General features: G+C 71.5%; 17 protein-coding genes, 2 tRNA genes and 3 pseudogenes. 13 read left to right on the top strand and 9 right to left on the bottom strand.

All coding sequences use genetic code 11. The features are described 5' to 3' along the window. Positions 1-109 precede the first annotated feature (109 nt). Positions 110-445 (top strand): hypothetical protein, encoded by a 336-nt coding sequence (locus tag STBA_RS20195; RefSeq protein ID WP_077060599.1) that lies wholly within the window; start codon positions 110-112, stop codon positions 443-445. Between the two features lie 111 nt (positions 446-556). On the opposite strand, the gene STBA_RS20190 is transcribed toward STBA_RS20195, so the two are convergent. The 5 genes from STBA_RS20190 to STBA_RS20170 all read right to left on the bottom strand — a co-directional run bounded on the left by STBA_RS20190 (position 557) and on the right by STBA_RS20170 (position 4,969). Then, positions 557-1,240 carry a glycoside hydrolase family 11 protein gene (locus STBA_RS20190; protein WP_077060598.1) on the bottom strand — a complete coding sequence of 228 codons (684 nt, stop codon included), beginning with the start codon at positions 1,238-1,240 and terminating at the stop codon, positions 557-559. A gap of 576 nt (positions 1,241-1,816) precedes the next feature. Continuing rightward, positions 1,817-1,889 (bottom strand) — tRNA-Lys (locus STBA_RS20185). 83 nt (positions 1,890-1,972) lie between these two features. Then, positions 1,973-3,808, bottom strand: coding sequence for a DEAD/DEAH box helicase (locus STBA_RS20180; RefSeq protein WP_077060597.1), 1,836 nt, complete (start codon positions 3,806-3,808; stop codon positions 1,973-1,975). Between the two features lie 192 nt (positions 3,809-4,000). Next, the gene (locus STBA_RS20175; RefSeq protein WP_077060596.1) at positions 4,001-4,483 is read right to left on the bottom strand and encodes a hypothetical protein; all 483 of its coding nucleotides are present in this window, start codon (positions 4,481-4,483) and stop codon (positions 4,001-4,003) included. A 123-nt stretch (positions 4,484-4,606) separates the two neighbouring features. Then, complete coding sequence (locus STBA_RS20170; RefSeq protein WP_216355947.1) at positions 4,607-4,969, bottom strand: metallopeptidase family protein; 363 nt, start codon at positions 4,967-4,969, stop codon at positions 4,607-4,609. 74 nt (positions 4,970-5,043) lie between these two features. On the opposite strand from STBA_RS20170, the gene STBA_RS20165 reads away from it, so the two are divergent. From STBA_RS20165 to STBA_RS39530, 5 genes and pseudogenes are all read left to right on the top strand, one after another. Continuing rightward, a tRNA-Glu gene (locus STBA_RS20165) sits at positions 5,044-5,116 on the top strand. Between the two features lie 277 nt (positions 5,117-5,393). After that, positions 5,394-5,734 (top strand): annotated as a pseudogene (locus tag STBA_RS20155) (transposase); the annotation flags it as partial. 450 nt (positions 5,735-6,184) lie between these two features. Then, a complete protein-coding gene (locus tag STBA_RS20150; RefSeq protein WP_216356037.1) occupies positions 6,185-7,411 on the top strand; it encodes a glycosyltransferase in 1,227 nt (408 codons plus the stop codon). Between the two features lie 257 nt (positions 7,412-7,668). Beyond that, positions 7,669-7,923, top strand: a pseudogene (locus STBA_RS20145) (hypothetical protein); the annotation flags it as partial. Continuing rightward, a pseudogene (locus tag STBA_RS39530) lies at positions 7,908-7,973 on the top strand (acetolactate synthase small subunit); the annotation flags it as partial. The pseudogenes STBA_RS20145 and STBA_RS39530, both read left to right, overlap by 16 nt. A gap of 134 nt (positions 7,974-8,107) precedes the next feature. Here the strand turns inward: STBA_RS39530 and STBA_RS20140 are convergent. Beyond that, positions 8,108-9,289, bottom strand: a complete 1,182-nt coding sequence (locus tag STBA_RS20140) for an ROK family transcriptional regulator (RefSeq protein ID WP_171987747.1) — start codon at positions 9,287-9,289, stop codon at positions 8,108-8,110. Between the two features lie 419 nt (positions 9,290-9,708). Here STBA_RS20140 and STBA_RS20135 point away from each other — a divergent pair, with 419 nt between their 5' ends. Together STBA_RS20135 and STBA_RS20130 are read left to right on the top strand one after the other, a co-directional pair. Further along, positions 9,709-10,371, top strand: coding sequence for a lytic polysaccharide monooxygenase auxiliary activity family 9 protein (locus tag STBA_RS20135; protein ID WP_253194858.1), 663 nt, complete (start codon positions 9,709-9,711; stop codon positions 10,369-10,371). A gap of 356 nt (positions 10,372-10,727) precedes the next feature. Next, positions 10,728-11,750: a cellulase family glycosylhydrolase gene (locus STBA_RS20130; protein ID WP_253194856.1), complete on the top strand. Its 1,023-nt coding sequence runs from the start codon at positions 10,728-10,730 to the stop codon at positions 11,748-11,750. A gap of 756 nt (positions 11,751-12,506) precedes the next feature. Here STBA_RS20130 and STBA_RS20125 read toward each other — a convergent pair. Next, positions 12,507-12,935, bottom strand: a complete 429-nt coding sequence (locus STBA_RS20125) for a pyridoxamine 5'-phosphate oxidase family protein (protein ID WP_077060591.1) — start codon at positions 12,933-12,935, stop codon at positions 12,507-12,509. A gap of 91 nt (positions 12,936-13,026) precedes the next feature. Between STBA_RS20125 and STBA_RS20120 the strand changes: the two genes are divergently transcribed. The 3 genes from STBA_RS20120 to STBA_RS20110 all read left to right on the top strand — a co-directional run bounded on the left by STBA_RS20120 (position 13,027) and on the right by STBA_RS20110 (position 15,281). Then, a complete protein-coding gene (locus STBA_RS20120; protein ID WP_253194854.1) occupies positions 13,027-14,109 on the top strand; it encodes an AraC family transcriptional regulator in 1,083 nt (360 codons plus the stop codon). A 115-nt stretch (positions 14,110-14,224) separates the two neighbouring features. Further along, positions 14,225-14,476: a hypothetical protein gene (locus STBA_RS20115; protein WP_077060590.1), complete on the top strand. Its 252-nt coding sequence runs from the start codon at positions 14,225-14,227 to the stop codon at positions 14,474-14,476. 127 nt (positions 14,477-14,603) lie between these two features. Beyond that, entirely contained in the window at positions 14,604-15,281 is a 678-nt protein-coding gene (locus STBA_RS20110) for a lytic polysaccharide monooxygenase (RefSeq protein WP_077060589.1), read from the top strand. A gap of 66 nt (positions 15,282-15,347) precedes the next feature. Here STBA_RS20110 and STBA_RS20105 read toward each other — a convergent pair whose 3' ends face one another. Further along, complete coding sequence (locus STBA_RS20105; protein WP_077060588.1) at positions 15,348-16,253, bottom strand: serine hydrolase; 906 nt, start codon at positions 16,251-16,253, stop codon at positions 15,348-15,350. Further along, the gene (locus STBA_RS20100; RefSeq protein ID WP_077060587.1) at positions 16,250-17,209 is read right to left on the bottom strand and encodes a LysR family transcriptional regulator; all 960 of its coding nucleotides are present in this window, start codon (positions 17,207-17,209) and stop codon (positions 16,250-16,252) included. The genes STBA_RS20105 and STBA_RS20100 overlap by 4 nt, the downstream gene beginning before the upstream one ends. A gap of 112 nt (positions 17,210-17,321) precedes the next feature. Here STBA_RS20100 and bla point away from each other — a divergent pair, with 112 nt between their 5' ends. Further along, positions 17,322-18,257: a class A beta-lactamase gene (bla, locus tag STBA_RS20095; RefSeq protein WP_079252432.1), complete on the top strand. Its 936-nt coding sequence runs from the start codon at positions 17,322-17,324 to the stop codon at positions 18,255-18,257. 232 nt (positions 18,258-18,489) lie between these two features. After that, the gene (locus tag STBA_RS20090) at positions 18,490-19,005 is read left to right on the top strand and encodes a lytic polysaccharide monooxygenase auxiliary activity family 9 protein (protein WP_077060586.1); all 516 of its coding nucleotides are present in this window, start codon (positions 18,490-18,492) and stop codon (positions 19,003-19,005) included. Positions 19,006-19,939: the final 934 nt, after the last annotated feature.

The raw sequence follows: 19,939 nt of genomic DNA, 5'->3' as shown, positions 1-19,939 counted from the left end.
GAGTCGCGCCGAGTCGCGCAACCGAATTCGAGCCGCCCACCTGCGCGTTCGTCTCCCCTTCGGCACCCGCCGCTGGTCCCGCACCAACCGCGCACGGTCGAATCCGGGCATGGACCGCCACATTCCCGCCCCGCCCCGCCGCCCCGGCCCCCCGGCGCACGCCGGACCGCTGCTGCTCCTCGCCGTCGTGATCCTGCTCGTTCCGCTGACTGTTCTCGGCATCCTCTGTGTGACGCTCACCACCGCGCAGACGCCGCACGCGCCCGGCGCGCGGCTGCTCGCGACCGCCGTCTGCCTGTCGCTCGGCCTGCTGGCCGCCGTCATCGCCACCGGCCTGTCCCTCCTCGACGGCACCTCGCCCTGGGCCGCCCTCCTCCGCGGCGGCGCCGCCTGCGGCGGCACGGTCACGGCCGTGGCCCTGCTCATCGGCCGGCTCGCGCTCTAGGCGTGGTGTCCGGGCAGCAGTGTGGCGCGGCGGCCACGGGCCGCCGCGCCACAGGTGCGGTGTTCCCTGTCGGTGGCGGGCCGCGGCCCGCCACCGACAGGGAACGGAAAGTTACCCGCTCACCGAGAGGTTGGAGTTTCCGCTGCTCTGATACCCCTCCGTCGCGAGGATCATGTAGTAGCTGAAGTTCCCCAGATTCATCCCCGCACGGCCCCACGCGTCGAAGTGGTTGCCGGTGGTGATGGTGCCGCCGGTCCGCTTCGACTGCCGGACGCTCCAGAACTGGGGGAACGTCTTGGTGCCTTCGACGGACGGGGCGTTGTACCGCATCGTGTGGTAGATGTCGTACGTGCCGCCGTCGCTGTTGACGGTGCCCCGGTGCGTTCCCGTGGGCCGGTAGTTGCCCCAGCTGTCGACGACGTAGTACTCCACCAGGGGGTTGGACGTCCACCCGTAGAGGCACAGGTAGCCGTTGCCGGACGGGTTGAAGCTGCCGGAGTAGTTCACGTTTCTGCGTCCACCGTTGCTCCAGCCCTTGCCGCAGACGAAGTTTCCGGTGTTGCGCCACGAAGTGCTGTAGTTGCCGCCGGACCCCAGGGTCATGGAGACCGTGCCCTGGGCGTCGGTCCAGAACGAGTAGTAGTACCCGTTGTGGGTGCCCGTCTGGTTCTGGTTGATGGTCTGGGCGTGAGCGGTGCCGGGCAGTACCACCGCGGTTGCGCCCAGCGCCAGGGCGCCGGCACCGATGAATGTCCTGCGGCTGACCGCCCGGGCGGGGGCGTTGTCCATGTCCATGCTTCCTCCTCGTGAAGGCTGGCGGGAGGCCAGGCAGCGCGACGAGACCCGGTGGGCCTGTCGGTGGGGGGTGAAGCCGACCGCACGTCAGCGTCGTCCAGCGCTGCGGCGGTTGAACGGTCGTCGCGGAAACGACGACCGGAGGACCAGGTCTTCTGGCGAGTGACCCGGATCGACAGCGGTGCAGGTCTGTCGATGGCAGAAGTGTTGGTCCGGCTCCCGGAGTTGTCAACAGTTCCCGCAATGATTCCGGAAGCTCTGCCCCCGCCGGGATTTCCCCCGGAAGGCATCAGACCTGTTCACTGCCCATGACCGGCCGATTGAACCCGGCCACCCCAAGGGAAGCGCCACCCTGAAGATCGCATTCCGGGCCAGCATCTCCGAAAATTATCGGAGACCTTCCGGATCATGCCACCGCCACGAAGGCAGCACTGTCCGCGCCACGGGACAGGAACGGTGGACGGTGAACGGTGCACGGCGGTCTGACGATCGGGAGACCGGCACGCGCGAGGACACCCTCGCGCGCAGACAGCAGTCACCCCCGGCCGTGATGCGTACGACCGGGGGTCTTGACGGTAGGCCGTGTGGGACTCGAACCCACAACCAAAGGATTAAAAGTCCTCTGCTCTGCCAATTGAGCTAACGGCCCGCACCGAGCAGCATAGCCCGGCGCACGGCCGGGCCTCGAAGGCATTGTGCGCCTCCGGGGCCCGGCCGTGCCACGGCGTCGGATCAGCTGTCGCGCTTCCAGCGGGGCTTGTCGGCCCGGCGGTCGTACGACGAAGGACGGTCGTCCCGCCGCTCGTACGAGGTGGGACGGTCGTCCCGGCGGAACTCGCCGCCACGGCGGTTGTCCTCACCGTTGCGCCGGAAGCCCTCACCACCGCGGTCGTCACGCCGCGGGAACGGCCGACGCTCGTCACGCCGGAACCCGCCACCGCGGCGGTTGTCCTCACCGTTGCGCCGGAAGCCCTCACCACCGCGGTCGTCACGCCGCGGGAACGGCCGACGCTCGTCACGCCGGAACCCGCCACCGGGCCTGCGGTTGCCGTGCTCGTCGTTCTGGCGGCCCGTCTCCGCACGCACCGCCTTCTCGGCGCGGCGCGCCTCGCGGGCCGCTTCGCGCTCGGCCTCGCGCTCCGCCTCGGCCAGCGCCTGCCGGCGCGCCTCGGCGGCCTGTGCGATGGCCTCGGCCGGGTCCTCCCCGCGCTCCCTGGCGGCGCGGCCGGTGAGCCGTTCCGCCTCGTCGCGCAGCTCCGTGGCCCGCTCGCGCGCCTTGTCCAGCTCGCGGGTGAGGCGGGCCACCTCGCGCTCGGCGTGCGTGACGGCGCCCATCGCCGACTCGGCCTGGACCTCGGTCAGGGACCGGGCGCCGATGATGCCGGCCACGTCCTCGTCGAAGAGGTCGCCGCGGCCGATGATGTGCCGCGAGGCGTTCACGCCCGCGTCCTCCATCAGCCGGAAGATCGTGCGCCGCTGGTGCGGCAGCGCCAGCGAGACGACCGTGCCGGAACGGCCCGCCCGCGCCGTGCGGCCGGAACGGTGCAGGTAGTCCTTGTGGTCGGCGGCCGGGTCCACGTTCAGCACGATGTCGATGTCGTCCACGTGGATGCCGCGGGCCGCGACATCGGTGGCGACCAGGACGGCGACGCGGCCGTCCTTGAAGTCCGCGAGCGTGCGGGTGCGGGCCCCCTGCGTCATGCCGCCGTGCAGCGCGTCCGCGCGCACGCCCGCGTCGCGCAGCTGCCCGGCGACGCGGTCGGCACCGAGCTGGGTGCGCACGAAGACGATGGTGCGGCCGTCGCGCCCGGCGATGGCGGCGGTCAGCGGCGCCTTGTCCCGCGGCTTCACGACCAGCACGTGGTGGGACATGGTGGTGACCGCGCCCTGCGCCGCGTCGACCTCGTGGCTGACGGGCTCCACCAGGTAGCGCTTCACGAGCGTGTCGATCTCGTGCTCGAGCGTCGCGGAGAACAGCATCCGCTGCCCACCGGGCGGCACCTGGTCGAGCAGCTCGGTGACCTCGGGCAGGAAGCCCAGGTCGGCCATCTGGTCGGCCTCGTCGAGCACCGCGACCTCGACATCCTCGAGGGAGCAGGCGCCGCGGCCGATGACGTCGCGCAGGCGGCCGGGGGTGGCCACCAGGATGTCGACGCCACGTTCGAGGGCGTAGATCTGGTTGCCCATGGACGTGCCGCCGCAGACGACCTTCAGCCGCAGACCGAGCACGTGGCCGTAGGGCTCCAGCGCGTCGGAAACCTGCATGGCCAGCTCGCGGGTCGGGGTGAGGATCACGGCGCGCGGGCGCTTGGGCGCGGTGCGGGCGCCGGTCAGGCGGGCCAGCACGGGCAGGCCGAAGCTCAGCGTCTTGCCGGAGCCGGTGCGGCCCCGGCCGAGGATGTCGCGGCCGGCGAGCGCGTCCGGGATGGTGGCTGTCTGGATGGGGAACGGGGTGGTCACCCCGTTCTCGGCGAGCTTGCTCACCACGTTCTGCGGCAGGCCGAGGTCGGCGAAGGTGGTCGTGGGCTCGTCCAGGGGAAGAATTGCCTCGGGCGTCGAGACGGACATGCGTAGTAAGAACCTTCCGGAGTCAGGTGGTCGGCACGCGCCTTAGCTCCGTAGGTGCTGTTGACCGCCTGGATGCGATCAGCCACGGCTAGACGAGGAACGCGCCACACGGCGCGCTGCTTCTGGGCGCCGGGCAAGTGGGATCAAACGATCTACAAGCATACGCACCGTGTGGGCTCCCATGCAAACGGCTCATCCCCCGCCTTCCGGCGCGGGCGCCGAGGGCTCCGGCTCCGGGCTCGGCGAGGGCGGTGGCGGCTCGCTGGGCGTGGACTCCGAGGGCGGCGGCGCCGGAGCCGGCTCGGGCGCGGGCTCGGGGCCGGGCTCCGGCGCGGGCTGCGGCTCGGGCGGCCCCGCGTCGCCGGGGGCGGACGCCGACGGCTCCGGCCGCGGGGGCTCGGGCGACGCCTCGGCGTCCGGGGCCTCGGCCGGTGGGGCGCCCGGCGCCCCGGCGGGCTCCTCGCCCGGGACGGCGCGCTCCGCCGCCTCCCCGCCGCCCGCCCCACCGGGGCGCTCCTCGCCCGGGGAGGCCGCCGCCGAAGGCGCCGGCCTCCCCGGGCGGTCCTCCGGCTCCACGGTCAGGCAGCCACCGACCGCGGCGAGGGCCGCGGCGAGGGCGGTGGCGAGGGCGGCGGTCCTGGCGAGGCGGCGGGGGCGGCTGCGAACGCGGCGCACGGGCGGAGTCCTCCGGAACGGGGGCGGGGCGGGCACTTCCGCGTGACTCAACTCCCGCACCCGGACGGAGGACACGGACCGCACCGGACCGAAACAGACCGGACAGGAACGAACGGAAACGGCTCACCCGTAGCCGAGCGCGTGCAGCCGTTCGTCGTCGATGCCGAAATGGTGGGCGATCTCGTGCACGACTGTGATCTCCACCTCCTCCACCACCAGCTCGCGGTCCCCGCCCTCGCGCCTGCACAGGCGCAGCGTGGGCCCCATGTAGACGGAGATCCGGTCCGGCAGCACCCCGGCGTACCACTCGCCGCGCTCGGTCAGCGGCGTTCCCTCGTAGAGGCCGAGCAGCTCCGGGTCCTCGGGGGGCGGCTCGTCCTCGACGAACACGGCGACGTTGTCCATCAGCCGGGTCAGCTCGGGCGGGATGCGGTCCAGCGCCTCACTGACCAGTCCCTCGAAATCCTCACGCGTCATCTCCAGCACACAGCCATTGTCCGCTGGCGAAACGGTTTTGGTGATCCCCCGTGCGATCCCATATGCTACTGCCGTTCTCACCTGCCCCCATCGTCTAGTGGCCCAGGACGCCGCCCTTTCAAGGCGGTAGCGCGGGTTCGAATCCCGTTGGGGGTACCGACAGCCTGCACGACATCCGCTCCCGGTCTGAACCCCGGGAGCGATGCGTGCGGGCTTGGGCATGGTGGTGTCGTCGATCCGCTCTGCCATGTCGGCGGTCCCGGACAGGCAGTCCGTCGGCAGGGTGATGGACCGGCTGACATCGTCGCTGTCCTCGTGGAGCTGGATGGTGAGCTGGGTGAGCTCGAACAACCTCTCCAGCAGCTCTTCCGGTGCTTTGCCCAGGTTGACGGTCAAGCAGGGCAGCGCGTCGAGCAGGTAGCCGACTCTGCGGATGGCCGGGCTGGAGCTTCGCCACCGTCTGCGCCCGAGGGCCGAGGACCGGACCCGGGCCACCGGCCTGTGCACGACACCGCCCAGAACACGGTGTGGCGGGAGATCATCCCGATCGCCCAGATCGCCCTCGACCCGCTGGCCTGGATGCCCATGCTCGCCCTGACCGGTACCGCCGGGCGCTGGGAGCCCCGCCATCTGCGGCTCCGCCTGTCCACCGCCGCCGCCCAGCTCATCACCACCGGCCGCCGCCGCATCCTCCGCCTCGCCGGCCACTGGCCCTGGACCGATGTGATCACCACCGCCCTCGACCGGCTCGCCCTACTACCCAGCCCCGGCTGACCAGCACATCTCCCCGCCCCTACGAGCAGCACCACGCCCACCGGAGCAGTGGAACCCGGCGCCCACCCCACACAACAGCCGGACCACCGACACGCCCGCCATCAGGCCCAGAACACGAAACGACCCGCCGACTCCGTCGGCAGACCGCCACGAAAGATATGACGGCCTCCGACGACCAGCCGCACCGACGTCTTCGGGCTCACGCCCGCGGAGTGCACAACTCGTCGGAGATCCCTCTGGGCCGACGGCACCGCCGTACGCGGCGGGCCGCCGCTTCGCAGGAGGTCGTCCGTCCACGGCGGACGGCCAAAGGCAAAGGCAAGGAGATTACGCACTCCTCGCCATGCTCAACTTATAGCGCACCGGGGGGCTTGCGGCAAGACCCCCGGCGTGACGCAGAATCGCCGGTCAAAACCAGAATCTGCCTACGGAAACGGGTCGCAAGTGCGTGTGTTGTTGTCGACGTATGGGTCGCGCGGGGACATCGAACCGCTGGTGGGACTCGCGGTGCGGTTGCAGGAACTCGGCGCGGAGGTACGGGTGTGCGCGCCGCCGGACGAGGACTTCGCGCGGCGGTTGGGCGGTGTGGGCGTGCCGCTGGTGCCCGTCAGCCGGTCGGCGCGGGCGTGGACGAAGGAGGCCCCGCCGGCGTCCGGCCTGCCGCAGCGCGCGGCCGAGGTGATCGCCGCCCAGTTCGACACGGTCACCGCGGCGGCCGAGGGATGCGACGTGCTGGTGGCGACGGGGATGATGCCGGCCGCGGCCGGTGCGCTGTCGGTGGCCGAGATGCTGGGCATCCGGTCCGTGTCCGTGACCTTCCAGCAGCTCACCCTGCCGGCGCCGCACCGTCGGCCACTGGCGTATGCGGGGCGGCCGTTCCCGCCGGAGGTGACCGACAACCGAGTGCTGTGGGAGCTGGACGCCCAGAGTATCGACGCGCTGTTCGGCGAGGCGCTCAACACGAACCGTGCGGCGGCCGGCCTGCCTCCGGTGAAGCACGTCCGCGACTACGTCATCGGCGACCAGCCATGGCTGGCGACGGACCCGATCCTGGACCCGTGGCAGAAGACACCCGACCTCGACGTCGTGCAGACCGGCGCGTGGACCCTGCCGGACGAACGCCCGCTCCCTGCCGAGTTGGTGGCGTTCCTGGACGCCGACGCGCCACCGGTGTACGTGGGCTTCGGCAGCATGCCGATGCACGCCTCGGCGGACGTCGCCCAGGTGGCCATCGAGGCGGTCCGTGCGCAGGGCCACCGCGTCGTCATCGGGCGCGGCTGGGCGGACCTGGCGCTGATCGACGGACAGGAGGACTGCTTCGCCGTCGGCGAGGTCAACCATCAGGCGCTGTTCGGCCGGGTGGCCGCTGTCGTGCACCATGGCGGCGCGGGTACGACGACCACGGCCGCCCGAGCCGGCGCCCCCCAGGTAGTGGTCCCCCAACTGGCGGATCAGCCGTACTGGGCCGGCCGGGTGGCCGAGTTGGGCATCGGCGCGGCACACGACAGTCCAACTCCGGCCTTCGAGTCCCTGTCGGCCGCGCTGAGGGCGGCCCTGACACCCGAGACCCGTGCACGAGCGGCCGCCGTGGCCGACACGATCCGCACCAACGGGGCGACGGTGGCCGCGAAGCTGCTGCTCGACCCGGTCAACCGAAAAAGGCCAATGCCCGCGTGAACCACGCGGGATCGCCGAGCCAGGAAAAGTACCCGGCGCCGCCGCACCGAACTCCACGACGCCTTCATCTCCTTCGCCCGCGGCCTCGTCTGCCGGCGACACCTCGAACGAACCCAGCCATGATCGTGTCACCAGCTCGTAGTTCAGAGAAGCCGTGCACGAACGCGGACGGGAGCAAGTGCAGGTGCAGCGCGAGCGTCGACGTCCCGGCGTGCTCCTTGTCTCCTTTCATCGGGTCGGCCTGGTCCGCCAGTGGCCTGAAGCTGGCGGAAGCCCACGGCTGCGTCGGTCTGCGGTGCGCACGGCCCGAGGGCGTGGACGGCACGATCGCCAAGGCAATGGAGATCAACGATGTACCGGTGGTCGTCGACTTCGTGGTCCACGAGGACGCCATGGTCCGGCCCATGGTCGTCGCCGGGACCAGCAACGACGACATCAAGATCGCCCGGGACATGGCTCCGAGGTGGGAGAGCGACGGCTCAGGAGCACACACACGTTGTCGGTCCTCGTAGAGGACAAGCCCAGCGCGCTCACCCGGATCACCGCCCTCTTCAGCCGACGCGCTTCAACATCGGTGACGGAGCAGGGTGAACCCGGCTCGTACATGCATCTGCCGCATGATCCGCTTGGTCTTTGCGTACATGCCCTCGGTGCCGCCGTTGTGGAAGGGCAGGGTCGGGGCCGCTCGGACGGCGTCTAGAGGGCTGAGACGTGATCACTGATGGCGACCACGGCTGCGCCGCGGGCCCATTCGTGGAAGTCGTGCTGCATGACGGTGATGGTGATGCCCTCGGGGCTCCCGCGTCGGGCAGTGATGCCGCTTTCCAGGTCCGCCCGGGCCGCGTCGGCGATGCCTGCGGACTCCCCGGCGAGGGTCACGCTCTTGACCATGGTGCTGGCGGAGATGTTGGCGATCAGTACGCCCAGCGCCCATGCCGCTTGCCGTACGGCCTGGGAGCAGACGGGGTCTCCGGCAGCCGCGAGGTCGAGAACCTCCTCGTAGGCGGGGAAGCGTCCCAGCCCCTGTGCCGCCGCCATCACCACCGCGCGTGTGGTGATGTAGGAGACCGCGCAGCCGCGGTGCCCGGCGGGGCACAGCGGTCCGTCCTGCGCGAGGCGCTGGTGGCCGAACAGGCCGATGTCCGCCTCGGTGATCCGCACGGGTCGGCCGTGGATGGTGAGGGCGTACCCGACGCCGTCGCCGATGCTGAGCAGTGCGAAGTCGGGGGTGTCGTCGGCGTTCCCGAACCACTGCAGGTGGGCGAGGGCGGTGACATCGTTCTCCAGCACGCAGGAGATGCCGAGGCGCTCGCTCGCCAGACGCCGCAGCGGCACCTGCTCCCAGCCCAGGAGTCCCGAGTCGAGCAGTTCGCTCTCGCCGACCGGCGTCGGTGCGTAGCCGTCACCGCCCAGGGCGAGGCCGGCGGCCACTGGCGGCCTGCCGCGGGGGGCGGCGAGGGTGTCCGCCAGCTCGCCGATCTGCGCGATCACGGTGGCCGGGGAGAAGTCCCTCAGGGGCGCACTCTCCCGGGCCACCACACGGGCTCGCAGGTCGGTGATGACTCCGTACACACCGGCGGACGTGATCTTGAAACCGAGGAAGTGCAGTCCCTCGGCCACCACTTCCAGGGGGCGGGTGGGCCGACCGTGGACCGGGTCGTGGGCAACGGCGCGCTCTACCACCAGCCCGGTTTCCACGAGCGGCTTTGCCAGCCGGGTCATGCTCCCGGGCGACAGCCCCAGCCTGCGGGCGAGCGCCGTGCGCGACTGCGGTCCTCGGATCACCAGCTCCCGCAGCACCGGCTGCGCCGCCCGGGGAACCGACCGCCATGCGTCGAACGCCGGTTCCTGACTGTCTCGCCCCCGCACCACTCCCACGTGAGCAGCATACGGCGGCGGCAGACGATGACGCGTTCCGTGGAGCGGGCGCCGCCCATCGAAGCCCGGGGCGGCTGAATTGCCACCGGGCATACACACCTCCCGAAAGATCCTTCAAACAGAAGCATCTCGCGCTTGATGGGCGTGTTCAGCCGTCAAATCACCCCGCTCGCACGCTGGATGGTTCCATTCCAGAAAGAAATCGGGTGCAAAGCGGTTCCGTTCATTGACGCCCTTCCACTACGCTCCCAGCTTGGGAGCGCTCCCAAACGGTGGTGGCCACCACCGCGCCACGGCCCCGGCGCGACCAACCCGCGACCGGCTCGGTGCCATTCCCGGACCGTCACCGCTTCCCGGGACCGTCGGCCGGACCATCGCTGTCATCCACGCTGTCATCCATCCAGGGACAGGAGATGAGGATGCCCTCCTCGACCACCCCCGCCCTCCGCCGGGCCTTGAGCGTGTCGGCGGCCTCCCTGGCCCTTCTGGCCACCACGGGAACCGGAAGCGCCTCCGCCCACGGAGCAGTCAACGACCCGCCCGCACGCCACTTCAGCTGCTACGAACGGTGGGCGCCCGTCTTCTGGCAGGACACCTGGGCCGACGAGGACCCCATGTGCTACCAGGCATGGCGCGCCGACGCGGGCGCCATGTGGGGCTGGAACGGCCTGCACCGCGACGGTGTCGGCGGCGACCACCAGGGCGCCATCCCTGACGGGCAGCTCTGCAGCGCCGGGCTGACCCACGACGGGCGTTTCGCCGCCTTCGACGAGCCGGGCCCCTGGCAGGCCGTGGACCGCCCCAACTCCTTCACACTGAACCTGAACGACACCTCCTCCCACGGCGCCGACTACATCCGCGTGTACGTCACCGAGCAGGGCTTCGACCCCACCAACGACTCCCTGGGCTGGGACGATCTGGAACTGGTCGCCGAGACGGGCCCCATGCCCACCGGAGGCACCACGCCCGTCCAGGTCGACGCGCCCGGACGCACCGGTCACCACATCGTCTACACCATCTGGCAGGCCAGCCACCTCGACCAGTCCTACTACTTCTGCAGCGACGTCAACTTCACCAGCTGACACAGAACCCTTCGCCCTCCGCCCGGTTCGGCACGGTACGGCACGGCACGGCGCGGCACGGCAGCCGACGGGTGCCACGAGGTCCTGCGTGCTGACGCAGTCATCGATGTGACCGCTTGGAGGCCTGTATCCCGCCGGCCGGCGCTCGCGTGGGCGTGATCAATCACCTACATGTATCGAGGGAGAGTGCAATGGGCAGGCGACGAGCCTTGCGGGCTTTCGGCGTCGTCGGAGCGCTGGTAACGGGTTCGGTGACCGGACTCGGCGTCCCGTCCCCGGCGGTCGCCTTACCGACGGTCGCACAAGCCGCCGCGGACGACCAGACATCGGCGGCAGCCGCGGCACCGGAGCTGCAGGTGTCGGGCAACCGCCTGGTCACCGGGTCCGGTGCCACGTTCCGCCCCCTGGGTGTCAACCGGTCGGGCGGTGAGTTCGGCTGCGTCCAGGGCAAGGAGATATTCGACGGCCCGGTGGACCAGGCCGCCGTCGATGCGATGCTGACCTGGAACGTCAACACTGTTCGCGTTCCGTTGAACGAGGAGTGCTGGCTGGGGACGGAGAACCTGCCCGCGACGGCACCCAGCGCGGCGGAGTACCAGCAGGCGGTCGAGGAGTACGTGGACCTCCTGGTGGCCAACGGCATCAACGTGATCCTCGATCTGCACTGGACCTGGGGCGAGTACACGGGTCCCGGCACGGGTTGTCCGGACGTCGCGGCCACCTGCCAGAAGCCGATGCCGAACATGCGCTACACCCCGACGTTCTGGTCCGAGGTCGCCACGACGTTCAAGGGCAACGACGCGGTCATCTTCGACCTGTTCAACGAGCCCTACCCCGACGCGGCCAACAACTGGTCCGACGCCACCGCCGCGTGGACCTGCCTGCGCGACGGCGGCACCTGCGCGGGCATCGGCTACGAGGTCGCGGGCATGCAGGACCTCGCCGACGCGGTGCGCGACACCGGCGCCACCAATGTGATCATGACCGGCGGGCTGGAGTGGACCAACAACCTCAGCAGGTGGCCGGAGTTCAAGCCGTCCGACCCCACCGGCAACCTGATGGCCTCATGGCACTCCTACAACTTCAACGCCTGCGTGACCACCTCGTGCTGGGACAGCAACATCGGCACGGTCGCCGCCGAAGTGCCGGTCCACATCGGCGAGACCGGTCAGGACACCTGCGCCCACGACTACATCGACCAGGTGATGGCCTGGGCGGACACCAACGGCATCGGCTACACCGCCTGGACCTGGAACCCGTGGGGCTGCGGCCACGGCAGCGTGCTCATCGAGGACTGGAACGGCACACCGACCAGCACCTACGGCGAAGGGTTCAGGGAGCACCTCCTCAGCCAGCACCCGGGCGGCCCCCGGGGATGACACCGAGGCACCGAGGCACCGAGGCACCCGGCCCCCCACCGCCTCGGCGGTGACCGCGCCTCGGCGCCCCCAGCCGGAGACTTTCCACGGACAATGTGAGGGCCTCCGGCTACGACGTTGTCGGTGTCGACGGCGGCACCGAGACGCAGGTCACCGGCTCGGTCTCCCGCCGCGTCACCGTCTCCGGCCTGACCGCGAACACACCCTCCGCGTTCGCGGTCTATGCCAGGGACGCGGCTGGCAACCGATCCGAACGCTCGGGCGCCGTGGCGGTCACGACCACCGGTGGTGAGACGCCGGGCACCTGCTCCGTCGGGTACCGGGCCGGTGGAGGGCTGGGGGAACGGCTTCCAGGGCGAGACGACCAGTCGCAACGGCGGATGGCCGACGGGCTGCCGGCCTCGATGAGGAACTCGCGGGCGGCGCGGCAGGGTCATCGTCGCGGAAACGACCAGCTCACGAGGGGGTGCCGATGTCGTGCATGCTGCCGGAATCCCGTTGGGGGTACCCGGAACGAGGGACGCTCCGGTCGGCCGGCTCGGCTGGTCGGCCGGAGCGGTTCCGCCCGCCTGGCCGGTGTTGACCTTCGAGTTGGTCGAAGCCCGACGATGGCGGGGTGCCACACGCCGAGCTGATGCCGATCGGGGTCTTCGTCCGACGCACCGGGCTGACCCCGAGTGCCCTGCGCTTCCACACCGACTCCGGGCTGCTGCGAGCCGCCGCCCCGGGCCCCACCCGGACAGGGTGCCGCGAAGGTCAGTGCGTGTAGCGACTCACGGTCTCCGGGTGGATGACGATACGAACCTGGTCCGCTGCCAGGATTCCGGCGAGGTCGTCGGCGTGGACCGGGTCGTCGAGGTCCCAGTAGCGCGCGGCCAGGCGGGTGCACAGGTCGTGTGCCCCTTCGGGTTCCACCGTGGTGCGGCCGGCGACCGACAGCCAGCGCTCGCGTTCACCCACCGGGGCGGCGACGACGATCGAGGCGCGGGGGTCGCGGCGCAGGCGGCGCACTTTGAGCGAGTCCGGGCTCGTGAACAGTTGGATCGTGCCCTCGGCGGTGGCCTCGAACCACACCGGCCGGGGCTGTGGCGGGAGCGGCCCCCCGGCCACGGACAGGAACCCGTGCAGGGGGCGTCGCAGGAACTCGATGTCCTGAGTGGTCAGCGAACTGGTGTCGGTGCTCATGACCCCGATTGAACATGGCCGACTCGGACGATCCCATAGGCAAGAAGCCTGATCGCCTGCGTAATCGTCTGAATCGTCTAACCTCGCTGAGATGGACGTGTTCAGTGACCTGATCCGCGGAGTGCGAGCCCACGGCTCGTCGTTCGGCAGCTCGGCCCTGTCCCCGCCCTGGGCACTGCACTTCGTGGACGGCGCGCCGCTGACCCTGTGCACCGTCCTCAACGGGGCGGGCTGGATCGTGCCGGAGCACGGTCCGCCCGAGCTGCTCCGCGCCCGCGAGACGATCGTCGTGCGCGGCCCCGCGACGTTCACCTTCGTCGACGAGATCGGCACCCGCGCCGAACCGATCGCGTGCGGCGAGCACTGCGCGACGCCCGAGCAGGGCGGGACCCGGCACCGGCGCGGCTGGCACGACCGCGGTGGGGACGCCGGTGACGGCCGCGGCGCGACGACCCTGATCGTCGGCGCCTATCCGGTGCGCGGCGAGATCAGCCGCCGCCTGCTGGACGCGCTGCCCGTCGTGCTGCGCGCGGCCGCCGGGGACACGGCCGACGCCGTGCTGGACCATGTCGCCGCCGAGGTCGCCGTCGACACGCCGGGCCAGCAGGTGGTGCTCGACCGGCTGCTGGACTGGATGCTTGTCTGCACGCTGCGCGAGTGGTTCGACCGGCCCGGCGGCGAGCCCCCGGCCTGGTGGGCCGCCCAGCGGGACCCGGTGGTCGGCGACGCGCTGCGCCTGCTGCACGCCGAGCCGGCGGCGCCCTGGACGGTCACCGCGCTGGCCGAGCACACCGGGGTGTCGCGTTCGACGCTGGCCAAACGGTTCGCGGACCTGGTGGGCGAGCCGCCGCTGACCTACCTCACCCGCTGGCGCATGACGCTCGCGGCCGACCTGCTGGTCGAGCAGGAGGCCGCCACCGTCGCCCACATCGCCCGCACGGTGGGTTACTCCGACCCGTTCGGGTTCAGCGCGGCGTTCAAACGGGTCAGGGGCACCAACCCGAGCGAGTTCCGGCGGACCGCGGCCACGGCCTCCCCCGCGACCGAACGTCCCCTCCCGGCCCACCCCGGCCCACGCCCGGTCGCCGGCCCGCTCCCCGGCCCGCGCCCCGGTGGCGGCCACCACCAGCACCCCCGCTCGCGGTCCTCGATCCGCTCCCCGACGCAGGCCTGAGCCCCGGCCCCGACAAGGCCGGGACCGCCCCTGCCCGCGGAAAAACGATGCGCACGGGTGCGGGACCCACATCAGGAGCCTCGCTCGGAAGACGCGGTTCTCCGAGGTGGTCCGAGTGGACCGCGCGGACGGGACCGAACCGGCGGAGGCGTCCGGCCTGGCGGAGCGCGGCCTCGGCGTCCCCAACCGGATGGAGACCCGCTTCGCCCTGGCCGGCGCGACGCGGTCCTCCAGGGGGCTCGACGCGGGTGTGTCCTTCCGCAGCGCGCACGGCCGCGACAGCGGCACCACGTTCACCGTGGTCCCGAACACCACGTACGGCGCCTGGCCGCCGGCCCGCAGCCTGGCGGCGACACTGCCCGGCTGAGCGGCCTCCGCCGAAGCCGAACGCGTCCCGCATTGAACGTTTCAATCAGATGACGGCGGGGAAAAGTCCCTCCATCTGGGAGCGCTCCCAACCCCGGACATCCACCCCCTCCGGACGAGGAGTCGCAGTGTTAACGCTGAGACATAACCGCACCGACGCGCGCGGCTGGACGCTCCGCGCCCTCCTGGCGGTTCTGGCCGCCGCCACCCTCCTGGTAACGCCCTGGTCCACCCCGGCCGCGTCCGCCCACGGTTCGACCGCCGACCCGCTCTCCCGCAACTACGGCTGCTGGCAGCGCTGGGGCAGCGACTTCCAGAACCCGGACATGGCGCAGGAAGACCCCATGTGCTGGCAGGCGTGGCAGCACGACACGAACGCCATGTGGAACTGGAACGGCCTGTACCGCGAAGGCACCGGCGGCAACTTCCAGGCCCATATCCCCGACAACCAGCTGTGCAGCGCCGGCCGGACCGGAGACGGCCGCTACGACTCCATGGACACGCCCGGCGCATGGAAGACCTCGCAGATCAGCAGCAACTTCACGGTCGACGTGCTCGACCAGGCGTACCACGGCGCCGACTACCTCCACGTCTACGTGACCAGGCAGGGCTACAACGCCCAGACGGACGCCCTCGACTGGGGCGACCTGGAGCAGGTGGCCTCGACCGGCAGGTACGCACCCGCGAACCACTACACCGTTGACGTCCAGGCACCCGGCCGTTCCGGGCACCACATCGTGTACACGATCTGGAAAGCCTCGCACGCCGACCAGATCTACTTCTTCTGCAGCGACGTGACCTTCTGAGCCTTGTGAGCCGCCCGGCCCGGTGCCGCCCGGACGCGCCCCGCGCGTTCGGGCGGCATGCCCGCCTCAGTCCGAACGGATACGGTCGCGGAGGCGCCGCGCCACCTGCCCCATGAGGGCATCGGCGGCGGGTTGGCTGCTCGCGGCCACCCGCGACTCGGTCAGCACGGCCACGGCGTACGCCTGGCCGTCCGCGTGCTCGACGACGCCCGCCTCGTGGCGGAGGTTGAGCAACGTCCCCGTCTTGGACGACCAGGTGGCGGCGTCGGAGACGAAGTCCGGGGCGAGGCGGTGGCGCAGGACGTTGTCGGCCATGAGCGTCCGCAGGCGCGCGGCGACGCCCGGGTCCACCGCCGACGGCCGCGACCACAGCGCCTGGAGCAGATCGACGAACGCGCGAGCCGTACCGGCGTTCGCGCGCGAGACGTCGAGCTGCGGCACCCGGTGGCCGCGCCCCGCCGTGCCCGCGTCGATCGCGAGGGCGTGCGCGAGGTGCACGTCCGCCGCGTCGAAACGTTCCACCGGGGTGTCGGTCAGCTCCCGCATCGTGTGGCGCACCGCGATCCCACGCAGCCCGAGCCGGCGCAGGATCGCCGCGACCTCGGACGGCGGGGTGAGCCGGAACAGTTCGTCCGCGGCCACGCCGTCGCTGATCGACGTGCTGAGGTACAGCAGGTCGTCCACGGCGATGCGGGCCGCGTGGCGGAACCGGCTCAGGCCCGTCGGCCCCGGCGTCGTGATCCGCCCGGGCGGCACCTCCACCACGTCCGCGCCGTTCAGCTCGCCGCGCCGGATGCGTTCCAGCGTCGCCAGGGCGAGCGGCACCTTCACCAGGGAGGCGAGCGGGAACTCGGTGTCCGGATCGATGCCCAGCTCCTCACCCGTCGCCAGATCGCGGACGAGGAACGAGCCGTGCAGCCCGCCGTCGTCCAGCATCCGGCGCAGCTCCGCCAGCAGCGCGGCGGCGTTCACCGGGCGACTCCGGCGTCCGCCGCCGCATCCGCATCCGCCGCCGCCGCGTCCGCATCCGCCCCGAGACATCGCGCGATGCCCGCCGCGCAACTCTCGCGGATGCGAACGGCGTCGGCCTCGTCGGCAGCGGCCAGCGCGTAACCCCGGGCGAGGCCGGCGGCCAGCTCGCCCAGCGGGCGCCAGTGCAGCCCCAGCTGCCCGGCCTGCGCGGGCGAGCACAGCAGCGCGTCGCCGTGGCTCAGCACATCGGCCGCCGCGGCCGCGAGGCCGGACGCGAGGGCGAGCTGCGTCGGGCGCAGACCGACGGCGTCACGCAGCCGCACCAGGCAGTCCCGCACATGCGGAACGTCGTCCTCCGCCTGGAGCCAGACCCGCCGGGGCCGCCGATCCCGGTCGGCGCGGCCGGGACGCAGGGTGTCCAGGTACATGGGCCCTTCCCCGGACTCGGTCCCGGCAGGCCCCCGGCGCGGGCCGTGCGCGACGGCCAGGCCGAGCGGAACGGTCCAGGACGCCTCGGCCGGCGGCAGCGCCAGCAGCGCCGCGCGCACCTGCCGGGACTTCACGAGACCGGCACGTTCCTCGGGTGCGGCCGGGCGCGGGTCGAGGAGCAGGCCGTTGCCGCGCGCGTCCGCGATGAGGCGGGCGAGCGCGCCGGTGGGGCAGGTCGCGGGAACGGCCAGCCGCAGCGGCCGGTGCCGGGCGGCCTCCGCCTCGTGCTCAAGGCGGTCGGCCAGCCGCACGAGGTCCGCCGCCAGGGGCAGCATGTCCCGGCCGAACGGCGTCAAGGTCGCGGCGCGCGAGGACCGTTCGAGCAGCCGCTGGCCGAGGTGCCGCTCCAGCGCGGCCACGCGGCGGCTCGCGACGGACTGGGCCATCCTGGCCGCCGCCGCGCCGACCGTGAAACTGCCGCGCTCGCTCACGTGCACGAACGCGCGGCAGGCCCCTACAAGATCCACCGTTCCACTATGCCAAATCAGCATGGGAACGTACGCCCGTGTCTTGGACGGCAAGGGGCCGCGGGCCGCAAGGTAGCGGCAGATGTTCCGCGAAGGCTTGGAGGTTCTCCCCATGACATACCTGCTCGGCATGCGCCGCGGCGCCGCCTGGGCGGCCGGCGCCCTCGCGCTCGCGGCGCTCCCGGCCTGCGGCCACGAGACCACGCGGTCGGCGCCGACGGCGTCGGCCACGGCACCGGCCGTGGCGTCGTCTTCGGCGGAGTCCGCCGAAGAGGAGTTCCGCGAGCTCGAGCGCGAGTTCGACGCGCGGCTCGGCGTTTACGCCCTCGACACGGGCACGGGTCGGGAGGTCGCCTTCCAGGCGGACGAACGGTTCGCGTACGCCTCCACGTTCAAGGCCCTGGCGGTGGGCGCCGTGCTCCAGGAGTACGGGCTCGACGGCATGAACGAGGTCGTCACCTACTCGGACGACGACCTGATCGCCAACTCGCCCGTGACGGAAAACTTCGTCGACACCGGGATGAGCCTGCGCGAACTGTCCGCCGCCACCCTCTGGTACAGCGACAACACGGCGGCCAACCTCCTGTTCGACGCACTCGGTGGACCCGAGGGGCTGGAGGCGATCCTGGAGGAACACGGCGACGACGTCACCGAGATGGACCGGTACGAGCCGGACCTGAGCGAAGGGCGGCCGGGCGACATCCGTGACACGAGCACTCCGCAGGCGATGGCCGGCAGCCTGAGAACGTTCCTGCTCGGCGACGCGCTGGACAACGACGAACGTCAACTGCTCAGGCAGTGGATGGAAACGAACACGACCGGCGAGACCCTGATCAGCGCCGGCCTCCCGGACGACTGGACCGTGGCCGACAAGAGCGGCACCGCCGGCTACGGCGGACGCAACAACATCGCCGTGGCATGGCCGGACGACGGCGGCAACCCCATCGTTCTGGCGGTCATGTCCAGCCGCGACGAAGAGAACGCCGAACGCGACGACGCCCTGATCGCCCGAGCCGCCTCCGCGGCCACGGAGGCACTGAACCGATAGCCAGGGCGGCCCCCGGCGCCGCAAAAATCTTGAGCCGACTTATTGCCGTATAAGGGCCCCGGCTGGCATGGTCTAGACCTAGCGGAGAGTGAAGGCCGTTGCCAGCCCCCCGCGTTGACGGACTGCGCGGCTCATCACCTCCGCAACCCCCCCGTTCCCCCCTTCTCGCCGCCGCGGATAGCGCCGGACCTCCAGCTCGGCGCCATCCACACAGGCGGCACCAGGAGTTGTCATGCACAGGAAAACGCGACTGGCCGCCGTGCTCGGCGCCGCCATCGCCCCACTCATCGCAGTGAGCCTCCCCGCCTCCACGGCGAGCGCCCACGGTTACATCAACTCACCGGCGAGCCGGCAGGCCCAGTGTGCCGCCCGCGTCGTCCCCTGCGGCGACATCCAGTGGGAGCCGCAGAGCGTGGAGGGCCCGAAGGGCCAGCGCAACTGCCACGGCGGCGTGGCCCGCTTCGCCGAACTGAACGACGACAGCAAGGGCTGGCAGCGCCACAGCGTCGGCGCCTCCACCACCTTCAGCTGGACGCTGTCGGTGCAGCACCGAACCAGCACCTGGCAGTACTTCGTCGGCAACACCCTGGTCGCCGAGTTCGATGACGGCGGCGCCGTCCCGGGCACGACCGTGACCCACAACGTCAACTTCGGCAACATCCGCGGCGACCAGAAGGTCCTCGCCATCTGGAACATCGCGGATACCGCCAACGCCTTCTACGCCTGCATCGACGTCAACATCCGCTGACACGCTCCGGCGAGCCGCACTGCGGCCGCGCCGTTCCGGCGACACGACCGCCTTCCGCGCCCCGGACGCCGTGGCGCTGACGCTGTTCGACCAATGGTTCGTCCGCGCACGAGGTTGACGTTTCGGAACCGGAGTTCGGGCAATGCGGCGACATGGCACTCCCGTGCCGGTGGTACGGCTGCCCTGGAGGCGTTCCGCGGCCTGGCAAGTGGCCGGCGCCGTCTGCCAGGACACATCTGGCAGACGCAGCCCTGCCGATGGGTTGCAGCGGGGCGTTACCGAGGACACGAGAACCTCCGGCGGCATCGGTACTGATTTCGCCTTCCGCACCGATGCCGCCGGCGGGTCCCCGCCCGCCCGCCGCGGCAGACCGCAGCCGGCCTCGCCAGCGATCGGGAACGCGTGATCGGCTTGCTGTGGGTAGGGCCTTCGCGTTTCGCTGCGGCTGCGCCAGGACCCACGGCCCACGGCCCACGGCGCGGGCAGGGCGATCAGCCGTTGCCGGCCGACAGGGAACGCCTTTACCCAGGCCCGGTCGCATCGATCCGCAAGAAGCGGCGATGGGCGTGGGCGGCGAGGCGTAGGGGCAGGTGGCAGAGGGGCCGGATCGTCGTTGCCGTGCAGGGACAGGAGCCATGGCCACGTGTCGAGGGCGGCAGCGAGGTTTGCGGCGAGCGTCCAGCCGCGATTGACCTCCCAGGAGGCGGAGGGCAAGTTGCGCAGACCTATCGCCCTGGCTGCGCGTATCCGGTCTTCCATCTCGGCGTACGAACGGTGGAGCACGTCGAGGAACAGCGCCCTGCCCGGAGCCGGAGCCCGTACTGCCCCGCATGCGGTGGATGTCGGTCGCGGTGACGCGATAGCGCCAACCGGCCTTCCTCTCAAAAGCGGTCAGCTTCTTGGGTTGCCAGCGGCGGGGGCCGACGGCGGGGTG

The organism is Streptomyces sp. MP131-18, from assembly GCF_001984575.1.
Taxonomy (GTDB): Bacteria; Actinomycetota; Actinomycetes; order Streptomycetales; family Streptomycetaceae; genus Streptomyces; species Streptomyces johnsoniae.
The sequence above is the reverse complement of the archived record's forward strand: the minus strand, read 5'-3'. Positions and strand labels throughout refer to the sequence as shown.

What these genes read in the sequence shown, in the direction of transcription:
- STBA_RS20195 (WP_077060599.1), top strand. Translation starts at nt 110, where the DNA reads ATGGACCGCCACATTCCCGCCCCGCCCCGCCGCCCCGGCCCCCCGGCG.
- STBA_RS20190 (WP_077060598.1), bottom strand. Translation starts at nt 1,240, where the DNA reads ATGGACATGGACAACGCCCCCGCCCGGGCGGTCAGCCGCAGGACATTC.
- STBA_RS20180 (WP_077060597.1), bottom strand. Translation starts at nt 3,808, where the DNA reads ATGTCCGTCTCGACGCCCGAGGCAATTCTTCCCCTGGACGAGCCCACG.
- STBA_RS20135 (WP_253194858.1), top strand. Translation starts at nt 9,709, where the DNA reads ATGCCCTCCTCGACCACCCCCGCCCTCCGCCGGGCCTTGAGCGTGTCG.
- STBA_RS20125 (WP_077060591.1), bottom strand. Translation starts at nt 12,935, where the DNA reads ATGAGCACCGACACCAGTTCGCTGACCACTCAGGACATCGAGTTCCTG.
- STBA_RS20120 (WP_253194854.1), top strand. Translation starts at nt 13,027, where the DNA reads ATGGACGTGTTCAGTGACCTGATCCGCGGAGTGCGAGCCCACGGCTCG.
- bla (WP_079252432.1), top strand. Translation starts at nt 17,322, where the DNA reads ATGACATACCTGCTCGGCATGCGCCGCGGCGCCGCCTGGGCGGCCGGC.
- STBA_RS20090 (WP_077060586.1), top strand. Translation starts at nt 18,490, where the DNA reads ATGCACAGGAAAACGCGACTGGCCGCCGTGCTCGGCGCCGCCATCGCC.